General features: G+C 40.9%; 27 protein-coding genes. All 27 read right to left on the reverse strand.

What is annotated here, in order from left to right; genetic code table 11:
• Positions 1 to 18: 18 nt before the first annotated feature.
• The 27 genes from rplX to mgtA all read right to left on the reverse strand — a co-directional run bounded on the left by rplX (position 19) and on the right by mgtA (position 20457).
• Positions 19 to 324: a 50S ribosomal protein L24 gene (gene rplX, locus B7703_RS04420; RefSeq protein ID WP_000497691.1), complete on the reverse strand. Its 306-nt coding sequence runs from the start codon at positions 322 to 324 to the stop codon at positions 19 to 21.
• Between the two features lie 78 nt (positions 325 to 402).
• Entirely contained in the window at positions 403 to 771 is a 369-nt protein-coding gene (gene rplN / locus B7703_RS04425; protein ID WP_000616545.1) for a 50S ribosomal protein L14, read from the reverse strand.
• 25 nt (positions 772 to 796) lie between these two features.
• Positions 797 to 1057, reverse strand: coding sequence for a 30S ribosomal protein S17 (gene rpsQ / locus B7703_RS04430; protein ID WP_000440801.1), 261 nt, complete (start codon positions 1055 to 1057; stop codon positions 797 to 799).
• A 24-nt stretch (positions 1058 to 1081) separates the two neighbouring features.
• Positions 1082 to 1288, reverse strand: a complete 207-nt coding sequence (gene rpmC, locus B7703_RS04435) for a 50S ribosomal protein L29 (protein WP_000772918.1) — start codon at positions 1286 to 1288, stop codon at positions 1082 to 1084.
• Between the two features lie 9 nt (positions 1289 to 1297).
• The gene (rplP, locus tag B7703_RS04440; RefSeq protein ID WP_000960946.1) at positions 1298 to 1711 is read right to left on the reverse strand and encodes a 50S ribosomal protein L16; all 414 of its coding nucleotides are present in this window, start codon (positions 1709 to 1711) and stop codon (positions 1298 to 1300) included.
• Positions 1712 to 1714: 3 nt separating this feature from the next.
• Positions 1715 to 2368: a 30S ribosomal protein S3 gene (gene rpsC, locus B7703_RS04445; protein WP_000529936.1), complete on the reverse strand. Its 654-nt coding sequence runs from the start codon at positions 2366 to 2368 to the stop codon at positions 1715 to 1717.
• A 12-nt stretch (positions 2369 to 2380) separates the two neighbouring features.
• Positions 2381 to 2725, reverse strand: a complete 345-nt coding sequence (gene rplV / locus B7703_RS04450; RefSeq protein ID WP_000818137.1) for a 50S ribosomal protein L22 — start codon at positions 2723 to 2725, stop codon at positions 2381 to 2383.
• An 11-nt stretch (positions 2726 to 2736) separates the two neighbouring features.
• Positions 2737 to 3018 (reverse strand): 30S ribosomal protein S19, encoded by a 282-nt coding sequence (rpsS, locus tag B7703_RS04455; protein WP_000533766.1) that lies wholly within the window; start codon positions 3016 to 3018, stop codon positions 2737 to 2739.
• Positions 3019 to 3121: 103 nt separating this feature from the next.
• Complete coding sequence (gene rplB / locus B7703_RS04460) at positions 3122 to 3955, reverse strand: 50S ribosomal protein L2 (RefSeq protein WP_000512911.1); 834 nt, start codon at positions 3953 to 3955, stop codon at positions 3122 to 3124.
• A gap of 17 nt (positions 3956 to 3972) precedes the next feature.
• Positions 3973 to 4269 carry a 50S ribosomal protein L23 gene (locus B7703_RS04465; protein ID WP_001055347.1) on the reverse strand — a complete coding sequence of 99 codons (297 nt, stop codon included), beginning with the start codon at positions 4267 to 4269 and terminating at the stop codon, positions 3973 to 3975.
• The gene (rplD, locus tag B7703_RS04470) at positions 4269 to 4892 is read right to left on the reverse strand and encodes a 50S ribosomal protein L4 (RefSeq protein ID WP_000024547.1); all 624 of its coding nucleotides are present in this window, start codon (positions 4890 to 4892) and stop codon (positions 4269 to 4271) included. Before rplD ends, B7703_RS04465 begins: the two co-directional genes overlap by 1 nt.
• Before the next feature lie 24 nt (positions 4893 to 4916).
• Positions 4917 to 5543, reverse strand: coding sequence for a 50S ribosomal protein L3 (rplC, locus tag B7703_RS04475; RefSeq protein ID WP_000160197.1), 627 nt, complete (start codon positions 5541 to 5543; stop codon positions 4917 to 4919).
• 82 nt (positions 5544 to 5625) lie between these two features.
• Positions 5626 to 5934, reverse strand: a complete 309-nt coding sequence (gene rpsJ / locus B7703_RS04480; RefSeq protein WP_001284513.1) for a 30S ribosomal protein S10 — start codon at positions 5932 to 5934, stop codon at positions 5626 to 5628.
• A 254-nt stretch (positions 5935 to 6188) separates the two neighbouring features.
• Complete coding sequence (nrdG, locus tag B7703_RS04485) at positions 6189 to 6779, reverse strand: anaerobic ribonucleoside-triphosphate reductase activating protein (protein WP_045612364.1); 591 nt, start codon at positions 6777 to 6779, stop codon at positions 6189 to 6191.
• Positions 6772 to 7278: a GNAT family N-acetyltransferase gene (locus B7703_RS04490; RefSeq protein WP_084923788.1), complete on the reverse strand. Its 507-nt coding sequence runs from the start codon at positions 7276 to 7278 to the stop codon at positions 6772 to 6774. Before B7703_RS04490 ends, nrdG begins: the two co-directional genes overlap by 8 nt.
• 43 nt (positions 7279 to 7321) lie before the next feature.
• Positions 7322 to 7462, reverse strand: coding sequence for a hypothetical protein (locus B7703_RS04495; RefSeq protein WP_000521618.1), 141 nt, complete (start codon positions 7460 to 7462; stop codon positions 7322 to 7324).
• An 11-nt stretch (positions 7463 to 7473) separates the two neighbouring features.
• On the reverse strand, positions 7474 to 9681 hold the full coding sequence (nrdD, locus tag B7703_RS04500; protein ID WP_049546964.1) for an anaerobic ribonucleoside-triphosphate reductase: 2208 nt from the start codon (positions 9679 to 9681) through the stop codon (positions 7474 to 7476).
• Between the two features lie 119 nt (positions 9682 to 9800).
• Positions 9801 to 11351: a hypothetical protein gene (locus tag B7703_RS04505; RefSeq protein ID WP_064276754.1), complete on the reverse strand. Its 1551-nt coding sequence runs from the start codon at positions 11349 to 11351 to the stop codon at positions 9801 to 9803.
• A 254-nt stretch (positions 11352 to 11605) separates the two neighbouring features.
• On the reverse strand, positions 11606 to 13138 hold the full coding sequence (gene cls / locus B7703_RS04515) for a cardiolipin synthase (RefSeq protein ID WP_023946806.1): 1533 nt from the start codon (positions 13136 to 13138) through the stop codon (positions 11606 to 11608).
• A gap of 254 nt (positions 13139 to 13392) precedes the next feature.
• A complete protein-coding gene (locus tag B7703_RS04525) occupies positions 13393 to 13848 on the reverse strand; it encodes an SP_0198 family lipoprotein (protein WP_084923790.1) in 456 nt (151 codons plus the stop codon).
• An 84-nt stretch (positions 13849 to 13932) separates the two neighbouring features.
• Complete coding sequence (locus B7703_RS04530) at positions 13933 to 15183, reverse strand: bifunctional folylpolyglutamate synthase/dihydrofolate synthase (protein WP_084923791.1); 1251 nt, start codon at positions 15181 to 15183, stop codon at positions 13933 to 13935.
• A 352-nt stretch (positions 15184 to 15535) separates the two neighbouring features.
• Positions 15536 to 15841 carry a DUF1292 domain-containing protein gene (locus B7703_RS04535; protein WP_000017620.1) on the reverse strand — a complete coding sequence of 102 codons (306 nt, stop codon included), beginning with the start codon at positions 15839 to 15841 and terminating at the stop codon, positions 15536 to 15538.
• Between the two features lie 15 nt (positions 15842 to 15856).
• On the reverse strand, positions 15857 to 16276 hold the full coding sequence (gene ruvX, locus B7703_RS04540) for a Holliday junction resolvase RuvX (protein ID WP_004239076.1): 420 nt from the start codon (positions 16274 to 16276) through the stop codon (positions 15857 to 15859).
• A 3-nt stretch (positions 16277 to 16279) separates the two neighbouring features.
• A complete protein-coding gene (locus tag B7703_RS04545; RefSeq protein ID WP_000507059.1) occupies positions 16280 to 16546 on the reverse strand; it encodes an IreB family regulatory phosphoprotein in 267 nt (88 codons plus the stop codon).
• A gap of 86 nt (positions 16547 to 16632) precedes the next feature.
• The gene (locus B7703_RS04550) at positions 16633 to 17202 is read right to left on the reverse strand and encodes an SP0191 family lipoprotein (RefSeq protein ID WP_004255112.1); all 570 of its coding nucleotides are present in this window, start codon (positions 17200 to 17202) and stop codon (positions 16633 to 16635) included.
• A gap of 60 nt (positions 17203 to 17262) precedes the next feature.
• Positions 17263 to 17661 (reverse strand): transcriptional regulator Spx, encoded by a 399-nt coding sequence (spx, locus tag B7703_RS04555; RefSeq protein ID WP_000591165.1) that lies wholly within the window; start codon positions 17659 to 17661, stop codon positions 17263 to 17265.
• 135 nt (positions 17662 to 17796) lie between these two features.
• Positions 17797 to 20457: a magnesium-translocating P-type ATPase gene (gene mgtA, locus B7703_RS04560; RefSeq protein WP_084923793.1), complete on the reverse strand. Its 2661-nt coding sequence runs from the start codon at positions 20455 to 20457 to the stop codon at positions 17797 to 17799.
• Positions 20458 to 20514: the final 57 nt, after the last annotated feature.

The raw sequence follows: 20514 nt of genomic DNA on the forward strand, positions 1-20514 counted from the left end.
TTCTCCTTTCCTTCGTGATTAATCAAGCACTTCGCCTGATTTTTTGTTGTAGCGAACTTTTTTACCGTCTACAAATTTGTAACCAACACGACCAGCTACACCATTTTTGTCCAAAACTTGAACGTTTGATACGTGGATAGCTGCTTCTTTCTCGATGATACCACCTTGAGGAAGCTCGTTAGTTGGACGTTGGTGTTTCTTAACGATGTTAACACCTTCAACGATAACTTTGTTTACTTTTGGAAGGGCAGTAAGGACAACAGCTTCTGTTCCCTTATCTTTACCAGCGATTACGCGAACTTTGTCGCCTTTTTTTACAAACATTAGGTTTCTCCTTGATTTTTCTTACGCCCATAAGGGCACCCTGGAGGTAAATCCAGGGGACTAGTTTGTTTCTGAAAATTAAAGTACTTCTGGAGCAAGTGACACGATCTTCATGAAGCCACCTTCACGCAATTCACGTGCAACTGGGCCAAAGATACGTGTTCCGCGAGGAGTTTTGTCTTCACGGATGATAACTGCTGCGTTTTCGTCAAATTTGATGTATGAACCATCAGCACGACGAGCACCTGATTTAGTACGAACGATAACTGCTTTAACAACGTCACCTTTTTTAACCGCACCACCAGGAGTAGCTTGTTTTACAGATGCCACGATAACATCACCGATGTTTGCAAATTTACGTCCTGAACCACCAAGAACTTTGATAGTCAAGATTTCGCGAGCACCGCTGTTGTCTGCGACTTTCAAACGAGTTTCTGTTTGAATCATTTCAGTTTTCTCCTTTCAGGTTTGATTAGATGATGACCGCTTCTTCAACAACTTCTACAAGACGGAAACGTTTTGTAGCTGAAAGCGGACGAGTTTCCATGATACGTACGATATCGCCTTCTTTGGCAACATTGTTTTCATCATGAGCTTTGTATTTTTTAGAGTAGTTAATACGTTTACCATAGACTGGGTGGTTACGTTTTGTTTCAACTACAACTGTGATTGTCTTGTCCATTTTGTCAGATACAACACGTCCAACAAGAACTTTACGATTATTGCGTTCCATTGAAATTTCTCCTTCCCTAGTCTATTATTTCGCTTCAGATTGAACTGTTTTGATACGAGCGATTTGTTTTTTAACTTCTTTCAAGCGAGCTGTTTGTTCCAATTGACCAGTAGCAGCTTGGAAACGAAGTTCAAACAATTCTTTTTTCAATTCGTTTTCGCGCTTCGCGAGTTCTTCTTGAGAAAGACCACGAAGTTCTTTAACAAATTCTTTTACTTCATTAAGTTTCATGCCTTCTCCTTATTCTGCTTCACGTTTTACGAATTTACATTTAACTGGCAATTTATGGCTAGCAAGACGAAGCGCTTCACGAGCGATCTCTTCAGATACACCAGCGATTTCGAACATCACTTTACCACGTTTAACTGGTGCTACCCAACCTTCAGGTGCCCCTTTACCAGATCCCATACGCACACCGATAGCTTTAGCAGTGTATGATTTGTGTGGGAAGATTTTAATCCAAACTTTACCACCACGTTTCATGTAACGAGTCATGGCGATACGAGCAGCTTCGATTTGGCGGTTAGTGATCCAGTGGCTAGTTGTAGCTTGAAGACCGTATTCACCGAATGCTACTTCTTTTCCACCTTTTGCTTCACCGCGCATTTTTCCACGGAATTCACGACGGTGTTTAACACGTTTAGGTACTAACATTGGTTATTTACCTCCTTTAGTGTTTTTGCGAGCTGGAAGAACTTCACCACGGTAGATCCATACTTTAACACCAAGTTTACCGTATGTAGTATCTGCTTCTTCCCAAGCGTAATCGATATCTGCACGAAGTGTGTGAAGTGGAACAGTTCCTTCAGAGTATCCTTCTGCACGGGCGATATCTGCACCGTTCAAACGACCTGATACTTGAGTTTTGATTCCTTTAGCTCCAGCACGCATTGCACGTTGGATTGCTTGTTTTTGTGCACGACGGAAAGCAACACGTTGCTCCAATTGACGAGCAATTCCTTCACCTACAAGGTGAGCATCCAAATCAGGTTGTTTGATTTCGATGATGTTGATGTGTACTTGTTTTCCAGTCAATTTGTTAAGTTTTGCACGGAGTGCATCAACGTTAGCACCACCTTTACCGATAACCATACCTGGTTTAGCAGTGTGAAGTGAAACGTTAACTTTGTTTACTGCGCGTTCGATTTCGATAGTTGAAACTGCTGCGTCAGCAAGTTCTTTTTGAACGAATTTACGGATTGCAAGATCTTCATGAAGGTAATCCGCGTATTCTTTTTCAGCATACCATTTGGCATCCCAATCACGGATGATGCCGACACGCATACCAATTGGATGTACTTTTTGACCCACGATTTTACCTCCTTATTTTTCTGCAACAGCTACAGTGATGTGAGCTGTACGTTTGTTGATTGGTGAAGCTGAACCTTTCGCACGTGGACGGAAACGTTTCATAGTTGGTCCTTCGTTTGCGAATGCTTCAGATACTACCAAGTTAGCTTTATCCAAACCAAAGTTGTTTTCAGCGTTAGCTACAGCTGAGTTCAAAACTTTCAAGATGATTTCAGCAGCTTTGTTTGGAGTGAATGTCAAGATTGCGATTGCATCGGCTACGCTTTTACCACGGATGTTATCAAGAACAAGACGTGATTTACGAGGTGAAACACGTACTGTACGAGCCATTGCTTTAGCTGAAGTAATTTCTGCCATTTATGTTCTCCTTATTTTCTACGTGTTTTCTTGTCGTCTGCAGCGTGACCTTTGTAAGTACGAGTTGGTGCAAATTCACCAAGTTTGTGACCTACCATGTCTTCTTGGATGTAAACAGGTACGTGTTTACGTCCGTCATAAACTGCAATAGTGTAACCAATGAAACTTGGGAAGATCGTTGAACGACGTGACCAAGTTTTAATAACTTTTTTCTTTTCGTCGTTAGCTTGAGCTTCAACTTTTTTCATCAAATGCTCATCGACGAAAGGTCCTTTTTTAAGACTGCGTCCCATTTTTATATTTTCTCCTTTAAATGTTGTACCACAGCGGCTTGCGCTCACAAGGAGCGCTACCGAGCTGGCGGATTTACTAGTTGCTTAAGCGACTAGTTTAATATTATTTCTCGTTGCGACGACGAACGATAAGTTTGTCAGATTTCGCTTTCTTGTTACGAGTTTTAAGACCAAGAGCAGGTTTGCCCCATGGAGTAGATGGTGCTTTACGACCAACTGGTGCTTTACCTTCACCACCACCGTGTGGGTGATCGTTAGGGTTCATTACAGAACCACGAACTGTTGGGCGGATACCTTTCCAACGGCTACGTCCTGCTTTACCAAGGTTTACAAGTCCATGTTGTTCGTTTCCGACAACACCAACTGTAGCACGACAAGTTCCAAGAATCATACGAACTTCACCTGATTGAAGACGAACAAGAACGTATTTACCTTCAGAACCCAATACTTGAGCAGATGCTCCAGCAGCACGTACCAATTCACCACCACGACCTGGTTTCAACTCGATGTTGTGGATCAAAGTACCAACTGGAATGTTAGCAAGTGGAAGAGCGTTTCCGACTTTGATATCTGCTTCTGGACCTGAAACGATACGTTGACCAACTTCAAGACCTTTTGGAGCGATGATGTACGCTTTCACACCGTCAGTGTAGTGTACAAGAGCGATGTTTGCAGAACGGTTTGGATCGTACTCAATTGTTTTAACAACTGCTTCAACGTTGTCTTTGTTACGTTTGAAGTCAACCAAACGGTAGAAACGTTTGTGTCCACCACCTTGGTGACGAACTGTGATACGACCGTTGTTGTTACGACCAGCCTTGCTCTTCAATGCAACAAGCAATGATTTTTCAGGAGTGCTTGTTGTGATTTCAGCGAAATCCAAAGAAGTCATATTACGGCGACCGTTTGTTGTTGGTTTATAAACACGAATTCCCACGATATTTCCTCCTTAGATTATTCAGCTTCAGCAGCAAACAACTCGATTGCTTTTGAATCAGCTGTAAGTGTGATGATAGCTTTTTTAGTTTTGTTAGTAAAACCAGTGTAACGTCCAACACGTTTAGCTTTTGGTTTTACGTTGATTGTGTTAACATTTGCAACTTTAACACCTTCGAAAGCAGCTTCAACAGCTTGCTTAATCAAAAGTTTGTGTGCACGAGTGTCAACTTCAAATACATATTTTCCTGCTTCAAGTTGAGCCATTGAGCTTTCAGTGATTACAGGTTTTTTGATAACATCATACAAATTCATTATGCAAGAACCTCCTCGATTTTAGAGATAGCTGCTTGAGTAACAAGAAGTTTGTCACTATTTGCGATGTCAAGAACACTTGCAGTTGTAGCAGTCGCAACTTTCACGTTTGGAAGGTTACGAGCTGAGAGAGCTGCGAATTCGTTTCCTTCTTCAAGAATAACAAGGACTTTAGAATCGATGCTCAAAGCTGCAAGAACTTTTGCAAATTCAGCAGTTTTTGGAGCTGTAAATTCAAGAGAATCAACGGCTACAAATTTATTTTCAGCAACTTTTTCTGAGTAAACAGATTTAAGCGCAAGGCGACGAACTTTTTGAGGAAGTTTGTACGCATAGCTACGTGGAGTTGGTCCGAAGACGATTCCACCACCACGCCATTGTGGAGAGCGGATAGAACCTTGACGAGCACGTCCAGTTCCTTTTTGACGCCATGGTTTGCGTCCGCCACCTGAAACAGCTGAGCGGTTTTTAACTGCGTGAGTTCCTTGACGAAGGCTAGCACGTTGGCTGATGATCACATCAAACACAACAGATTCATTTGGTTCGATACCAAAGATTGCATCGTTAAGAACAACTTCGCCCGCTTGTTTACCAGTTTGGTCGAATAATGTTACATTTGCCATTTTGACTGTATTCCCCTTTCCTTATTATTTACCAGCTTTAACTGCTGATTTGATAGTGATAAGAGATTTCTTAGCACCTGGTACGTTACCTTTGATAAGGATAACGTTCTTTTCTGGAACAACTTGTACAACTTCAAGGTTTTGAATTGTTACACGGTCACCACCCATACGTCCTGCAAGGTTTTTACCTTTGAATACGCGGTTAGGTGCAACAGGTCCCATAGAACCTGGACGGCGGTGGTAACGAGAACCGTGAGCCATTGGTCCACGTGATTGTCCGTGGCGCTTGATAACACCTTGGAAACCTTTACCTTTAGAAGTACCAGTTACGTCAACAACGTCTCCAGCCGCGAATGTTTCAACTGTGATTTCAGCACCAACTTCCAAGCCTTCAACGTTTTTGAATTCACGAATGAAGCGCTTAGGAGCCGTGTTAGCTTTCGCTACATGTCCTTTAGCAGGTTTGTTGCTCAATACTTCGCGTTTGTCATCAAAACCAACTTGGATAGCGTTGTATCCGTCTGTTTCAACAGTTTTAACTTGAAGAACAACGTTTGGAGTTGCTTCAATAACTGTTACAGGGATCAATTCGCCAGCTTCAGTGAAGATTTGAGTCATTCCCACTTTTTTCCCTAAGATTCCTTTTGTCATGAGAAAATAGTTCCTTTTCTATATTTTTTATTCAAAAAGTTTTTAACGAGCGTTTTTTATGCTCAAGTTATCAAGCTTTAGATTAAAGTTTGATTTCTACGTTTACACCACTTGGAAGATCCAATTTCATCAAAGCATCAACTGTTTTTTGAGTTGGGTTAACGATATCGATCAAACGTTTGTGTGTACGCATTTCAAATTGTTCGCGAGAATCTTTATATTTGTGAGTCGCACGAATGATTGTGTAGAGGCTACGTTCAGTTGGAAGTGGGATTGGACCCGCAACTTGCGCACCTGTACGAGTAGCTGATTCTACGATTTTTGCAGCCGCTGTGTCAAGCGTACGGTGTTCGTAAGCTTTCAAACGGATACGGATTTTTTTGTTTGCCATCTTTTTCTCCTTTTCGTCTATTTAAGATAATAGGCTAGCTCCACAAGAAAACCGACGCGGTGTTGCGTGGCAATGCAACCGAGCGTGTCGCAACCTCTTGCATCAAAGCTAAGGCTGTAATTTACAGCACCATAATAGAATAACACAAAGCCCCTGCGATTGCAAGGGATTTGTTGCTGTTTTTTTAAAATTTTTAACATGAAAATGTTTTCTTTTTTGGTGGGTCATTTATTTAAGTATTTTATGGAAGAAAGTTACTCTCTCTTCACCTGTTCATAGCTTTCTTTTCCGTCATTAAGCTTGTCCCAAATCACTACTTGCCCACTTTTGAGAGATTTTTGCACATCGATAATTCGTTGATTGGAAGAACCTCGAAACTGGAGCATGAGATTTCTCTTAGTTCGATCGTATCGTCCATCGACAAGAATGTCAATCAATGATAAGAGTTCCAGTTTATCTGGAGTTTCCAACAACATTTCTTCCCATGTATAGCCCGTCCAGGACCAGATGTCTTTGTCTGGCAATTCCTTCCGGATACGTTTCACGAGTGGCAAAAGGATTCCTGTATTAAGGAAGGGTTCTCCTCCTAATAAAGTCAAGCCTTGAACATAAGGTTGAGCGAGATCTTCCATGATCTGTTCTTCTAATTCTGCTGTATAAGGAATGCCAGCATTAAAAGACCAAGTCGCAACATTATAACATCCCTCGCAGTGAAACATGCAACCTGATACATAGAGGGAGTTACGCACACCCTCTCCATCTACAAAGTTGAAGGCCTTGTAATCAATAATCCGCCCTTGACTGAGTTCTTCGCTTTTCCATTCTTGTGGTTTTGGATTATTCATTCGCTACCTCTATCCAATAACGCTCGACTCCATTACGAACATCCTCAAGGAGCCCACCATTTGCTAAAATGACTGCTCTGCTAGCAGGATTATTCACGCTACAGGTCACAAGCGTTCTCTTGATGTTCTTTTCCTTAGCAACTTGCAAGCCCTGACGGAGAGTTTCCTTAGCATAACCCTTGACTCTTTCTGATGGACGAATGGAGTAGCCAATGTGACCAGCATAATTCAATAAACCCTCATTCAGTCTCAATCGCAGATTCAAAAATCCTAGAGCACGGCCTACATCATCAAATGATACAAATTGAATAGAAGGAACACGATTTTCAGGCAAGTTTATTCCCATCTCTTTTTGCATATTTGTTTCCAACCACTCTTCATACACAAAGTTCTCTGTATCCCAGAAACCACCGTCGTGAAGCGACTGATATTTTTCAAATTCCTCCATCATGTCTATAACAGCCTTCTTATCTACTATTGTCGGTCTGCGTAATTCCATCCTTACCTCCCACTATGAGAAAAGCGAGAGTTGACTCTCACTTTTATTTTTTCTTGTTCTTGTTTAAAAATTGTTCTCTGAGGTTGAGCAAGCGTTCTTTTTTACCAGCTCCACCTTTAGAGTGTTTCTCGTGATAACGGGTCACTTGTGCACGCCCCTTATCGTCTAATTGATATTTTCCCATTTCATTTCTTTCTAATTGGTTACTTGATGGCCAGCTATTTTAATCGTTGAACCATTCATATGTTTGACACGCGCTGCGATTTCCTTGTGACGGCCATTGACCATAGGTCTCGCTTGAGGATTACCTAAATAGCCACAAGTTCGTTTAACAACATCTACTGTTTTAGGGTCGCTATTGCCACAGTTAGGACAAGCAAAACCCCTCTCAGTTGGTTCAAAATCCCCTTCAAAGTCACACTTGTAGCAACGGTCTATTGGTGTATTGGTCCCAAGATAGCCCACACGGTCATAGGCATAGTCCCAGACAGCTTCCAAGGCCTTTGGATTTTGCTGAAGGACTGGATACTCACAATAATGGATGAAACCACCCGACGCACCTGCTTCTGGATAGACTTTCTCAAAATCCAATTTTTCAAACGGTGTTGGATTTTTACGAACATCGTAGTGGAAAGAGTTGGTGTAGTATTCCTTATCTGTAATATCAGGAATAGAGCCAAACTTGTCTGTATCTAGTCGACAAAAACGGTCTGTCAAACTTTCAGATGGTGTTGAGTAGATAGAGAAATGATAGCCATATTGATCTGACCACTCTTCTACACGGCGTTTCATATCGCGAATGATGTCTAGCGTGAATTCCTTAGCATCTGGATTACTTTCCCAGCTGTTACCAAAGAAAACTGTCGCTACTTCGTACAAACCGATATAGCCTAGTGAAACTGTCGCACGACGATTCTTAAAGAGCTGGTCAACGCTTTCTTCTTTACCTAGACGATGACCAAAAGCACCGTATTGATAAAGGATAGGAGCATTTGCTGGTGTTGCTTCCTTGGTCCGTTCGACACGATAAACTAGAGCATCTTCTGCAATGTTCATCCGCTCGTTAAAGATTTCCCAGAACTTATTCATATCACCTTCAGACTCAAGGGCAATACGAGGAAGATTGACCGTCACCACCCCTAGATTCATACGGCCAGAGTTAACTTCAACTCCATTTTCATCCTTCCATCCTTGAAGGAATGAACGACATCCCATCGGAACCTTGAAGGAACCTGTCAATTCGATAATCTTATCATAAGACAAGACATCTGGGTACATCCGCTTGGTTGCACACTCAAGAGCCAACTGCTTAATGTCGTAGTTGGGAGTCCCTTCTTCTAAGTTGAGTCCTCTTTTAAGCGTGAAGATAAGTTTAGGGAAGATAGCTGTGCGGTGTTCTGAACCAAGTCCCTTGATTCGGATGTTCAAGATAGCTTTTTGAATTTCACGCTCAAAACGATTGGTTCCCAGACCAAAACCTAGTGAAGTAAAAGGTGTTTGCCCATTTGAAGTGAAGAGAGTATTGATTTCATACTCGAGAGATTGCATGGCATCATAGATATCTTTTTGGGTTTTCTTCCAAGCGTAATCTTCCCGTTTGTCAGGTAAGACCCATTCTTCCGCATCCTTGAGGTGTTTTTGGTAATTCTTCTCTGCATAAGGCGCCAAAACTTCATCGATACGGTCAGCTGAACAGCCACCGTACTGGCTAGAAGCAACGTTGGCGATAATTTGAGAAATCTGAGCTGTCGCAGTCTGGATAGACTTGGGACTTTCTACCTCTGCATTTCCAATCTTAAAGCCATTCTCCAACATACCTTTAAAATCAATCAAACAGCAGTTAGTCATAGGTGTGTAGGGGCTATAATCCAAATCATGATAGTGGATATCCCCCTTTTGGTGGGCATTGGCTACGTGCTTAGGGAGCATTTGCAGTCCGATTGATTTCCCAACAATCCCCGCCGTCAAATCACGCTGGGTATTAAAGACATCGCTGTCTTTATTAGCATTTTCATTGACAACGGCCTGGTCTTTGTTGAGAAGTTTATGGATGCTAAAGTTGATATCTGTCGCTTTTGAACGCTCAAAATCCCTTTGTGTCCGATAAGTAATATACTCCTCAGCTAGCGCATATTCTTTGGCTTCAAGGAGTTCATGTTCTACGATATTTTGAATTTCGTAAATCTTAACCCCCTGCGGAAAACGACTATGAATTTCTGTGACAATTCGCTCGGTCAGAGCATTTAGGCGCTTTTCAACCAAGGGTGTCACATCCATAACCTTGTCAGCCGCCTTGTGGAGAGCCTTGTCAATCTTGTCCACATCAAATACAACACGTCTCCCATCTCGTTTCTCGACGAAGAGAGTTGGCAAAATTGTAATTTTTTCTTCTAGTGCAATCATATGCATGCTCTTTTCTAAAATGTTCTTTCTAAAAAGTATTATACCACTCTAAAAAGAAAAATCAATATCTTGTGTTAAAAATCCTAAAATTTTTAAAAATACACAAGATATTGATTTAGTTATTTAATTTTATAGACTTTAAACTCTGAGTAATCAGTCTTTACTGGTTGGTAATTTTCTTTTAAGAGTGTCTCCACTTCAGACCAGACTGCTACCTTATCGTTCACCACAATCACCTTAGGTTGGTTTTCTTTCAAGTCATTGAGTAAACTAGTTTTATTCTCTTCTGTACTCGTGTAAAGAAGAGGTGATGGGAACATGGATCCAGCCAAACGCTGGCTTTCTTTATACATCTGAACATGTGAATCCCAAATATAGATTTGGTCACCATCACTCGTCTCTTGTTTGACTCTGTCTACTACTTGATGTTGTTCTCTATAAGAAGCTGGATGCAAGACAAAACGAGCCACAAAAGGAATTGCAATCAGATAAACCACCACTAGGATCGGTAGGTAGAGATTTCCCTTCATGAATTTTTTCCATAGAGTAGGAACTTCCTCTCTTCTCCGACGACGAGCTCCCCTAGCTGAATGTTTCCCACGAATACTGGTCATCAAAAGAAGGAGTAAAGACGGAAGGATTAGAATCAAACGCGAACCGTGAAGAGGTTCTTGAGAAAAAAGCAACAAGGCTAATACAAATAAGAAAGTAAAACTAGCTGGTACTGAAATAACATATAATCTTGATGCCTTTGATTGGAACAATCCTAGAAAAACAAGGAAGAGAGCTCCTAAACCAAAGGTCAACAAACCATAGAATACAACATTATCCATTAGTTGAGGATTCAAGACCTGAAGGGAATCAATCGGATATAAAAGACTCCCTAGAGCCTCTCCAAAACCACCTGAAGCAAGAACATAATATCCTACTGGGTAAAAGATGAGAGAAAAGCCAAGTGCTGCTGCAAAAAACTGATAAACTCCATGAGCAAGGCGGCCATGCCCAACATTAAAGACAAATAAACCAATCGTTACTACTGCAATAAAGAAAAGACTTGTAAGAGGCTCTATGAAAAATGATAGGGCCAAGAAAATCCCCAGACGTAGAAATCCCTTGTCATGGTTAGGATTTGATAGATAAGCTGCTATGAACGAAAATCCTGCAAACAGAAATGGCAAAGCTAAAATCGTAGCATATCCTCCTCCAAAACCGAGACCGGATACCAAAATATAAAATATGGTTAAGAGTTGCTTGGCTTGCTCCCTTTGTCCCGTCAGATAGTCAGTTGAAGAAAAGAGGAAATAACCTCCTCCTAAGAGGGCTAGCCATTCTACCAAGGCAAAAAGAATGCCTCCTTGGGTGATGTAAAGTAGCAAGTAATAAATAAGACCGTGACTAGCATAATAGCTACTGTAGAGCTGTCCTCCCTGATGCCAAGCCCACCCTATATACAAATCCTGCGCCTGAGAGGGACTTACCATATCTAAAAGTAAAGGTATCACCACAGAAAAAAACGTTGCAATCGTACTTCCAATGATGAGTCTGAAAAACGGGAAAGCTACCTGTTCTTCTTTTTCTACATGAGATTCAAGGTTCCTATCCAATCTATTTTCAATGTCATTACTCTGTATCGTTTCGGATACTTCTTCGATTCTGCCATATACAGCCATGTCGTTTCTCCTATTCAATTTATCTGTCTTAGTATATCAAAAAGACCTAAAATTGTCAGCTTGCGATGGCTGTTTGAGTGATTTTTTGCATAGTTTCACAAAGGTTTCAATTTCCCGAAATCGGTGTAAATGCGTCTGTTTAAATGACATGATATAATCCAATTCTTTCTGAGTCAGCATCATTCCCCCTCTATCTTTCTATTCGTAAAAGGCAAGAAAAATAGGACTGGGTTGTGTCCTAAGTCCTAGATTTCTTATAAGATTGGGGCAAATAACTGGGCAATTTCCTTAATCAATTTTTGATACCAGCTATTTTTTATCGTATGAGGGAAAATTTCTTGAGATACTGAAAAAATCTCCTCAAAATCTTTTTGAATCTCTGTGATTGATGCCGTTTTATATAGCAAAACTGCATCTTCATAGTGATGAAGCAAACTTCTATAATCTAAATTAATGGTTCCAACTGCAGCAAAGTCCTTATCCACTAGGATTTGTTTACTGTGGATAAAGCCTGGACTATACTCAAAAATCCTTACTCCTGCTGACAACAAATCCGGATAGGCCCCTCTTGTTATGAGCTGGATTAATTTTTTATCCGGAATGAAAGGAGTCACGATGCGGACATCAACACCTCTCATGGCTGCATTTTTAATACTCTCAGTTAAATCATAGTCAATAATCAAATAGGGGGTTGTGATATAGACTGAATCAGTAGCCTGATTAATCAAACTTTGATAAACTTTTTTCCCTACCTGAGTACGGAAGATGGGCTTGGGTCCACTACCGTAAGGAATGCAGAGCCCTTGGCCAGAACAAGGCTGATTTTCCAAGTGATACTGGTCAAAATCGCTGATTTCCCCACGATTAATGTACCAAGTCATCAAAAAGAGACGGGTGAGAGCCTTGACACCAGGGCCATCTAAGCGAATCCCACTGTCCTTCCAGTAGCCAAAACGTTCTACATGGTTGATGTACTCATCAGCTAAGTTAATACCTCCTGTATAAGCTACCTGACCATCTATGACCAGAATTTTACGATGGTCACGATTGTTGTAAGCCACCGTCAAGCGAGGAACCACCTTGTTAAATTTATGGGCTTCAATTCCTCGACTACGAAGCTGAATAGTATAGTCTCCAGGTAAAGTCGCCATACAGCCGATATCATCATAGAGCATCTTGACCTCTACACCCTGAGCGGCCTTTTGCTCTAGTATATCTAGTATGCTATTCCACATCAGACCTTCTTCGACAATATAGTACTCTAGAAAGATAAATTTCTCAGCTTTCTTGAGGTCTTCCAACATATGTTGCCACATGCTTTCACCCGAAGAAAAGAATTGTGAATCTGTTCGATCATAGACATCGGCATTGCTATCCATACTTAGCAAAGATTTGATAACTCCGTAAGCCGCCTTATCATCTTCCTTCAATTTCTGGCGGAGAGCTTTACTGTTATCCTCCCGAAAATGCATGGAACCAAGTTTGTCCAACTGCTTGATTTCTTTTTTGGACAATCGCCTTTCACCAAACATCAGATAGAGCAAGGGGCCGATGACAGGAACAAAAGTTACCACTAACCACATTACTTTACTTTCAGGCGCCATTGAACGATTGACAATTGCGACAATAGTCGCCATACTCATAAAAATTAAGACAATTACCCATAGAATAGGGGCCATACTCCCTAAATAGAGAAAGAAACCAAAAACAAGACAAAGTTCAAGTAGCATAATCGAAAGACTAAAGCCATACTTGGACATCAATAATTGAAATTTTCTATATTTCATATCCCCTCCTTGATATTTTGATACTCAATGAAAAGCAAAGAGCAAACTAGGAAGCTAGTCGCAGGTTGCTCAAAACACTGTTTTGAGGTTGCAGATGGAAGCTGACGTGGTTTGAAGAGATTTTCGAAGAGTATGAATGCTAAAAACAGGTAATTAATACTAGTATAACGCAGGTATTCGGTAGAAGGCAAGTATTTATAATCATTTTTCTGAGTAAAAGCAAAAGAGACTGACAAAACCAGTCTCCTTCCAGTCTATTTTGATAAAACAATGCGATCAGACGCTTCTCTATCCCTATCGTCAATAATCATCTGATTGCCATTAATTGCATAAATCTTGGCATCATCCCCAATAATCATGCGTTGATTAGCGGCATCGAAGCTAACCTGCTTGATTTCTTGATCTCCGTCAGTTTCTACCTGTGTCCATGTACCAGTTGTTCCAGTTACCACTAAAGTGATACGGTCTCCTTCGTCCTGACCAGTATAAGTTCCATCAATATTGGTTGGTTGAGCCTCAGGCGTATTTTGTGAAGAACTTGTCGCTGCCTGGTTTGAATTTTCTGCCGAAGATGAAGCAGCAGGTTGTGATTGCTGAGTTTGTTGTGTTTGCGATTGAACTACTGGTTGTTGAACTCTTTGTGAACAAGCTACTAAGAGACTAAGACTTGCTAAAGAAGCAAGAGAAAGTGTGAATCTTTTTAATTTCATGATGAATTTCCTTTCTGCTACCAATGTAGAGAATGTTTCTTCTAACTGATAGTTCCCCTAGTATAACAAGTTCCAAAAAGGAGGTCAATTTATCTGCTCATGGGTCAGTAGGTGGCTCCGTACTTCTGAGATAAAATAGAGAGATCCTGTAACAAACAACAAATCCTGGGTATCGGCTCTTTCTTCGAAACTGCTGATAAATTCGCGATAAGAAGGAATTACATCGTAACCTGTTATATCTGTCTCATCTAAAGAACCCTGATAGTCAAAGCCGGTCACCTTGAGTTCCACCTGAGGCAAATTTTCAGTTAGATAAGCCAACATCCCTTGATAATCCTTCCGTTTCAAGGCTCCAAATAGGATTTGAGGACGATATCCTTCCTGCTCTTTTTCTTTGATAAACTCAACCAAGCGAGTCAAGGCAGGGAGATTATGGGCACCGTCCAAGTAGATATGAGAACGAATACGCTCCAAACGTCCAGCCCAATGGGTCTTCTCCAAAGCTCGTCTTACAGCCTGCTCATCAACAACTTCCTTTCTTTCTCCCATAAAAAGAAGAAAAGTTTGCAACGCCAAGGCCGCATTCTCCTGCTGATAAGCTCCTTCTAAACCTATTTTCAGCCGCGAAATATTTAGTAAAGAACTTGAAAAATCGCCATTCAGCATTGAAAAATCTTGGCCTGCCTGATAAAGGTCAACAGCTAAAGATTCGGCTTTTTTCTGACAAACAAGACTAGCTTCTGAAGGCAATTTTGCAATCACTGCCTTCTTACCAGTCTTGAAAATACCAGCTTTCTGCTCTGCGATTGCTTCTAGACTATCGCCCAAGGTCTCCTGGTGGTCAAGCCCAATGGAGGTGATGACAGCAAGCTCTCCAGTTACCACATTGGTCGTGTCAAGTAAGCCACCAATTCCCACTTCTAGTAAAACCAAATCCACCTCTTGCTCCCTAAAATAGAGGAAAGCAATCAAGGTCAGCAATTCAAAAAAGAACAACTGGTCATGAGTCTGCAGAAGCGTCTTTTCCATCTCCTTGACCTGCTCAGCTAAACGGATAAAGTCTGCGTCTGCTATAGGTTGTCCATTAATGCAGATTCGGTCATTGACGGAGACAATATGAGGGGAGGTAAAGGTCGCAACTTTCTTTCCATGCCCCATAAATATTCCCCTCATAAAAGCAATGGTAGAACCTTTCCCATTAGTCCCTGTCACATGGATAATAGGATAAGACTTCTCAGGATTTCCTAACAAATCCACCGCTTCTTGCATTCGGCCCAAACCTGATCGAAAATTCAAACCAATCCGACTATGAAGCCATTCTTCTACTTCAAACATATACCTCTCCTCGACAAAAGTATAATCAATTACCTAGCAAAATTCCATAGATAATAAAAACGAGGTCAGGATTTTCGTCCCAACCTCTTACCTGGTTAGCTAATCACTAGCTACTATAAATTTTAATGTGGGGTAAAACATCCACTGAACATTCCAACTCTTCTAATTTCTAGGAGTTGGGGTGATACAGTCTCCCAGACTTACTGACGGTTTTTATTTTTAGCGTCAGGCTAAAAACGTCCCCCGGACGTTCCAACTCTTCCAATTTCTGGGAGTTGGGCTGATACAGTCTCCCAGACTTACTGACGGTTTTTATTTTTAGCGTCAGGCTAAAAACGTCCCCCGGACGTTTTTACTCCTCCATAAAACTATTGAAGACTTCTTCAATCATGTTCCATTCGTCTTCTGAGTCTTCTGGGATTGGTTGCAATTCGCCTTCTGTTCCATCTTCGTTTTCGATGAATGAGTATGCTTGGATTTCAACTTGTCCGTCTTCGTCTTCTTCTGCGTTAACTGGTACTAGAAGAACATAGTTTTTACCAAATTCTTCTTTTCCATCAATGGTCAAAAGGATTTCAAACAAGGTTTCATTTCCCTGCTCATCTACTAGTGTAATTAATTCACGTTCTTCGTGGTCGTGGTTATGATCGTGTGACATAGCCTCTCCTTTGTATTAAAATTTTCTATCTAAATAATTTTGTAAAATCAGCTGAGCTGCTAACTTATCAATGACTTTCTTGCGCTTATTGCGGCTAATATCTGCTTGTTCAATCAACATGCGCTCTGCGGCAACTGTTGTCAAGCGTTCATCTTGATAGTCTACTGGTAAACCAAAAAGCTCTTCTAGCTTTGCTCCGTATGCTTGACTAGCTTCCACGCGCGGTCCGCTTGTATTGTTCATATTTTTAGGTAAGCCCACTACAAATCGTTCCACCTTGTAAGTGTCAACCAACTCCTTAACGCGATCAAAACCAAATTGACCTTGCTCCTCATTGATTTGGATGATTTCAAGCCCTTGAGCTGTAAAACCGAGCGGATCGCTAATAGCCACCCCTACCGTTTTTGAACCGACGTCCAATCCCATAATTCTCATAGGTTATAGATCGACTCCTTGTCCTTTAAGGTAGTAGCGGACCAATTCCTCAACGATTTCATCACGCTCATACTTACGGATTTGATTTCGTGCATTATTATAACGAGGAACGTAGGCAGGGTCTCCACTCAATACGTAACCTACGATTTGGTTAATTGGGTTGTAGCCCTTATCGTTCAACGAAGCATAGACATCAGTCAAAGTTTCGCTAATTTCTTTTTTATTGGAATCGTCCAATTTAAAACGTACTGTTTCTTCAGTAAATCCCATTCTAACACCCTCTTTCCTTAGAATAGTACCATTATAGCATAATTCCTTACGTTCTACAATTCAGGCAGTCTATTTATTTGGATTTTCTATTGTTCTGTCGCACCATTTGCCAATCGGTCTGAAATATATTTGCTTGGTTCATTCTTCAAGAGATTTTCTAAACCAATGTTCTTCAAATATTCCAACTGAGAAGCCTTCTTGACATCCAGAACTTGAAAATCAAAACTAGTCGTTGTTTGAAGTTCGGTTGCACTCAATAGTTTAGTTTCAAGCTTAAATCCTGCTAATTTACGAGCTTCTACGATGGATTCGTCTTTCTCTTCCGCCTCGAGAAGAGCTTTTTGGGTTTCTTCCACTCCATGTTGGTCAATATAAGTCTTCAACTCATCTGAGACTGGACGCTTTTGTTGAATCGTTAAGGTCAAAAAAGTCTTGTCTTTATAAGTAATGGTTTGGGTTTGCTGGCTACCATCATCTGATTTCGGCAAAACCAAAGTCTTGGTTACAACTGTATTCTTCTCGGCATTTTCAATAACTGGCAATGCCGACTGAAGCGTATCCTTTTCTGTTTTTGTAGCCGGTCCAGTTTCTTTTTTCTGTCCGCAACCAACCAGGACAAAAAGGAAAGCTAGACTAACAAGAACAATTTTTTTCATTTCTCTCTTCTTTCTTTTTGAAATTAAAATAAGACTGGGAGTTGCTCCCAGCCTTGATGTTTATAGAGCTGCACGCAAACGTGCTTCTGCATTTTCTACATTACGGACAGAGCGTGGTAGGAAGGCACGAATATCGTCTTCCTTGTAGCCAACTTGCAGGCGTTTTTCATCCACAAGGATTGGGCTCTTTAAAATTCTCGGTGTTTCCATAATCAGATTGAGGACTTCATTGACACTCAAATCTTCAATATCCACTCCAAGGGCTTTGGCATAGCGATTTTTAGACGAAACGATGCTGGCTATTCCGTTATCTGTTTTTGTCAGAATATCCAGTAATTCTTCTCGCGTAATTCCTTCTTTACCAAGATTTTGTTCTTTATAACTTAACTGGTGGGCATTGAGCCAGGTTTTTGCTTTTTTACAGCTAGTACAACTTGAGACTGTATAAATTTTAATCATGTACCTACCCCTTTCGCTACATGTTACTATCAGTTTAGTCTATTATACCATAAAAAACATCCGACTTGCGACCTATTTTTAAATTTTTTTAACTTTTTTCGTCATTTTCGTACTTTTTTCTTGACAAAATGAAATTTACAGCCATTCTTGATATTTTTTGATATAGATTTTTTTCACAATTGTCACGCTAATCATATACAAAATAATGATGAAAAGTAAAAAGATGAAATAAATCGGTTTTAAAGGAGTTAGATGAAGTAGGATTGCGAGTGGACTATAGGGAAGGAAGGTCACAAAGGCTGCAGCCAATAAGGTTGTCACAAGGACTAGCCAAGCTGGACGACTTTGTAAAAAGGGAATTTTGGCTGAACGCAGCATATGGATAACCATGGTCTGTGACCACATGGACTCGATAAACCAACCTGTCTGAAACAAGACAATAAATCCTACGGCAGACTCCGCTCCATGAACATAAGCTTGACCTGTTGTCATGGGTACAATGATAAAATAAAGCAAACTGAAGGTCAAAATATCAAAGGCAGAAGAGATAGGCCCCATCCAAACCATGAAACGTGTGATGGACTTAGCTTCCCAGGTATGCGGATTTCTCAAAAAATCTTTATCCACCTTGTCAAAAGGCAAGGCAATACAAGACAAATCATAGACTAGATTTAGGATAATCAAATGGACTGGAGCCATCGGTAAAAATGGTAAAAAGATTCCAGAAACCAAAAGGGATAAGATATTCCCAAAATTAGAACTCACTGTCATTTTGATATATTTGGTCATATTGGCATAGACCTTACGCCCTTCAACAAGTCCTTTTTCAAGTACCATGAGATCCTTATCAAGTAGGATAACATCAGCTGTTTCTTTGGCAATATCTACTGCTGTATCAACAGAAATCCCCACATCTGCAACTTTCATAGAAGGAGCATCATTGATCCCATCTCCCATATAGCCAACAGCATGACCATTAGCCTTAAATTGCAAAATAATCCTCGCTTTTTGGTCAGGTGAAAGCTTGGCAAAGACTGTTACCTCCTCTACGGCTTGAGCCAATTCTTGATCACTCATCTGGTCAATTTCAGACCCTAACAGCATCTGATTGATATCCAAACCAACCTTTTCACAGACTGCTTGGGTAACTTTTTCGTTGTCTCCCGTCAAAATCTTTGTTTGAACCCCATGTTCTAACAGAGCCTTAATTGCTGGTGCTGCAGATGGTTTAGGAGGATCTAGGAAGGCTAAATAACCAGTTAGAATCATATCCCCTTCGTCATCAACTGTATAGGCATGGCCTTCCCTCAAACCTGACTTATAGGCCACTCCCAAGACACGCAAACCTTGTTGATTTAGTTGTCTGACTTCTGCTAAAATTTCTTCTCTAATAACATCTGTCAAGGGAGTAATCACTCCTTGGTATTCCGCATAACTGGAAATCGTCAACATCTCCTCTAGGGCACCCTTGGTTACCAAACTAACAACTTCGTGTTCATCCTTAACGATAACACTCATCCGTCTACGTTCAAAATCAAAGGGAAGCTCATCTATTTTTTGAAAAGTTTGAGCCAGATTTTGCAAGAGGGCGTGTTCTTTTGCTTCCTTTTCAGTCCGTTTGATGATGGCTCTGTCCATCAAATTTTTCAAGCCCGTTTGAAAATAAGAATTGAGATAAGCTCGTCTCAAGACGGTCAAATCCAAGCGTCCGTGGATGTCCAAGGGATATTCAAGGACAATTTCGTCTTGGGTTAGAGTTCCTGTCTTATCTGTACACAAAATATCAATCGCCCCTAAGTCCTGTATGGCATTGAGTTTCTTGATAACCACTTTTTCCTTGGCCATAATGATGGAGCCTTTTGCTAGACTGGCCGTGATAATCATAGGAAGCATCTCAGGTGTAAGCCCAACACCAACACTCAAAGCAAATACGCCAGCTTCCAACCAGTCGCCATCTGTTAAACCATTGGACAAGAAAACGATGGGCACCATGACCAGCATCAAACGAATCAAGAGCCACGAAATACTATTCATTTCTCGCTCAAACGAAGTAGGCTCGTCATAGGTGTTCAAAGTCTGCTCAATGGCCCCCATCATGGTATCATCACCAACCGCCAAAACCACGGCCTTAGCACTACCAGACAAGACATTGGTTCCCATAAAGGCGAGCGCTTCTGCTTCCAGCAGACTATCAGATTGTTGAACTGTTGCCTTGGTCAAGGCCAATTTTTCAACCGATTCACTTTCACCTGTCAAGCCCGACTGTTGTACAAAGAAATCGCGCGACTCAAATAAAAGAAGATCTGCTGGAATCATGTCTCCAGCGCTTAATTTAACCACGTCACCTACTACCAAATCATCGATAGGTACTTCTTGGATTTCTCCTTGACGAATGACAGTCGCTGTGTTGACAATCATTTTTGATAGATTGGTCGCAGCCTTATCACTACGGAGTTCTTGGACAAAGCGTATGCCACCAGAAATGAGGACTAGGACAACGATGATAATGGAAGTTGTCGGATCTTCTTGACCTGGTTTTGCCAACCAGACATTGGTCACCAAGGAAATCATGGCGATGACCAGCAAGATGATGGTAAAAGGATTGATAATGGATTCGTAAATCTTTTTGAGGATACTGTCTTCTTGACCCTTTGTGATGGTATTTTCGCCATATAGGTCACGATTTTTCTCCACCTGCTCCTCAGTCAAGCCTGTTAGACTTGTCTTATAAAAAGATAGAGTTTCGTTTAAAGATGTATGAATAGCTGTTGCTAATCTTTCTTTTGTAGTTTTCATTGGTTTCTCCTATCTGTATGAATGATGTGTTTCATACACAGAGACCAATCACTTTAT

It is taken from the genome of Streptococcus mitis (assembly GCF_002096735.1).
Classification (GTDB): Bacteria; Bacillota; Bacilli; order Lactobacillales; family Streptococcaceae; genus Streptococcus; species Streptococcus mitis_CZ.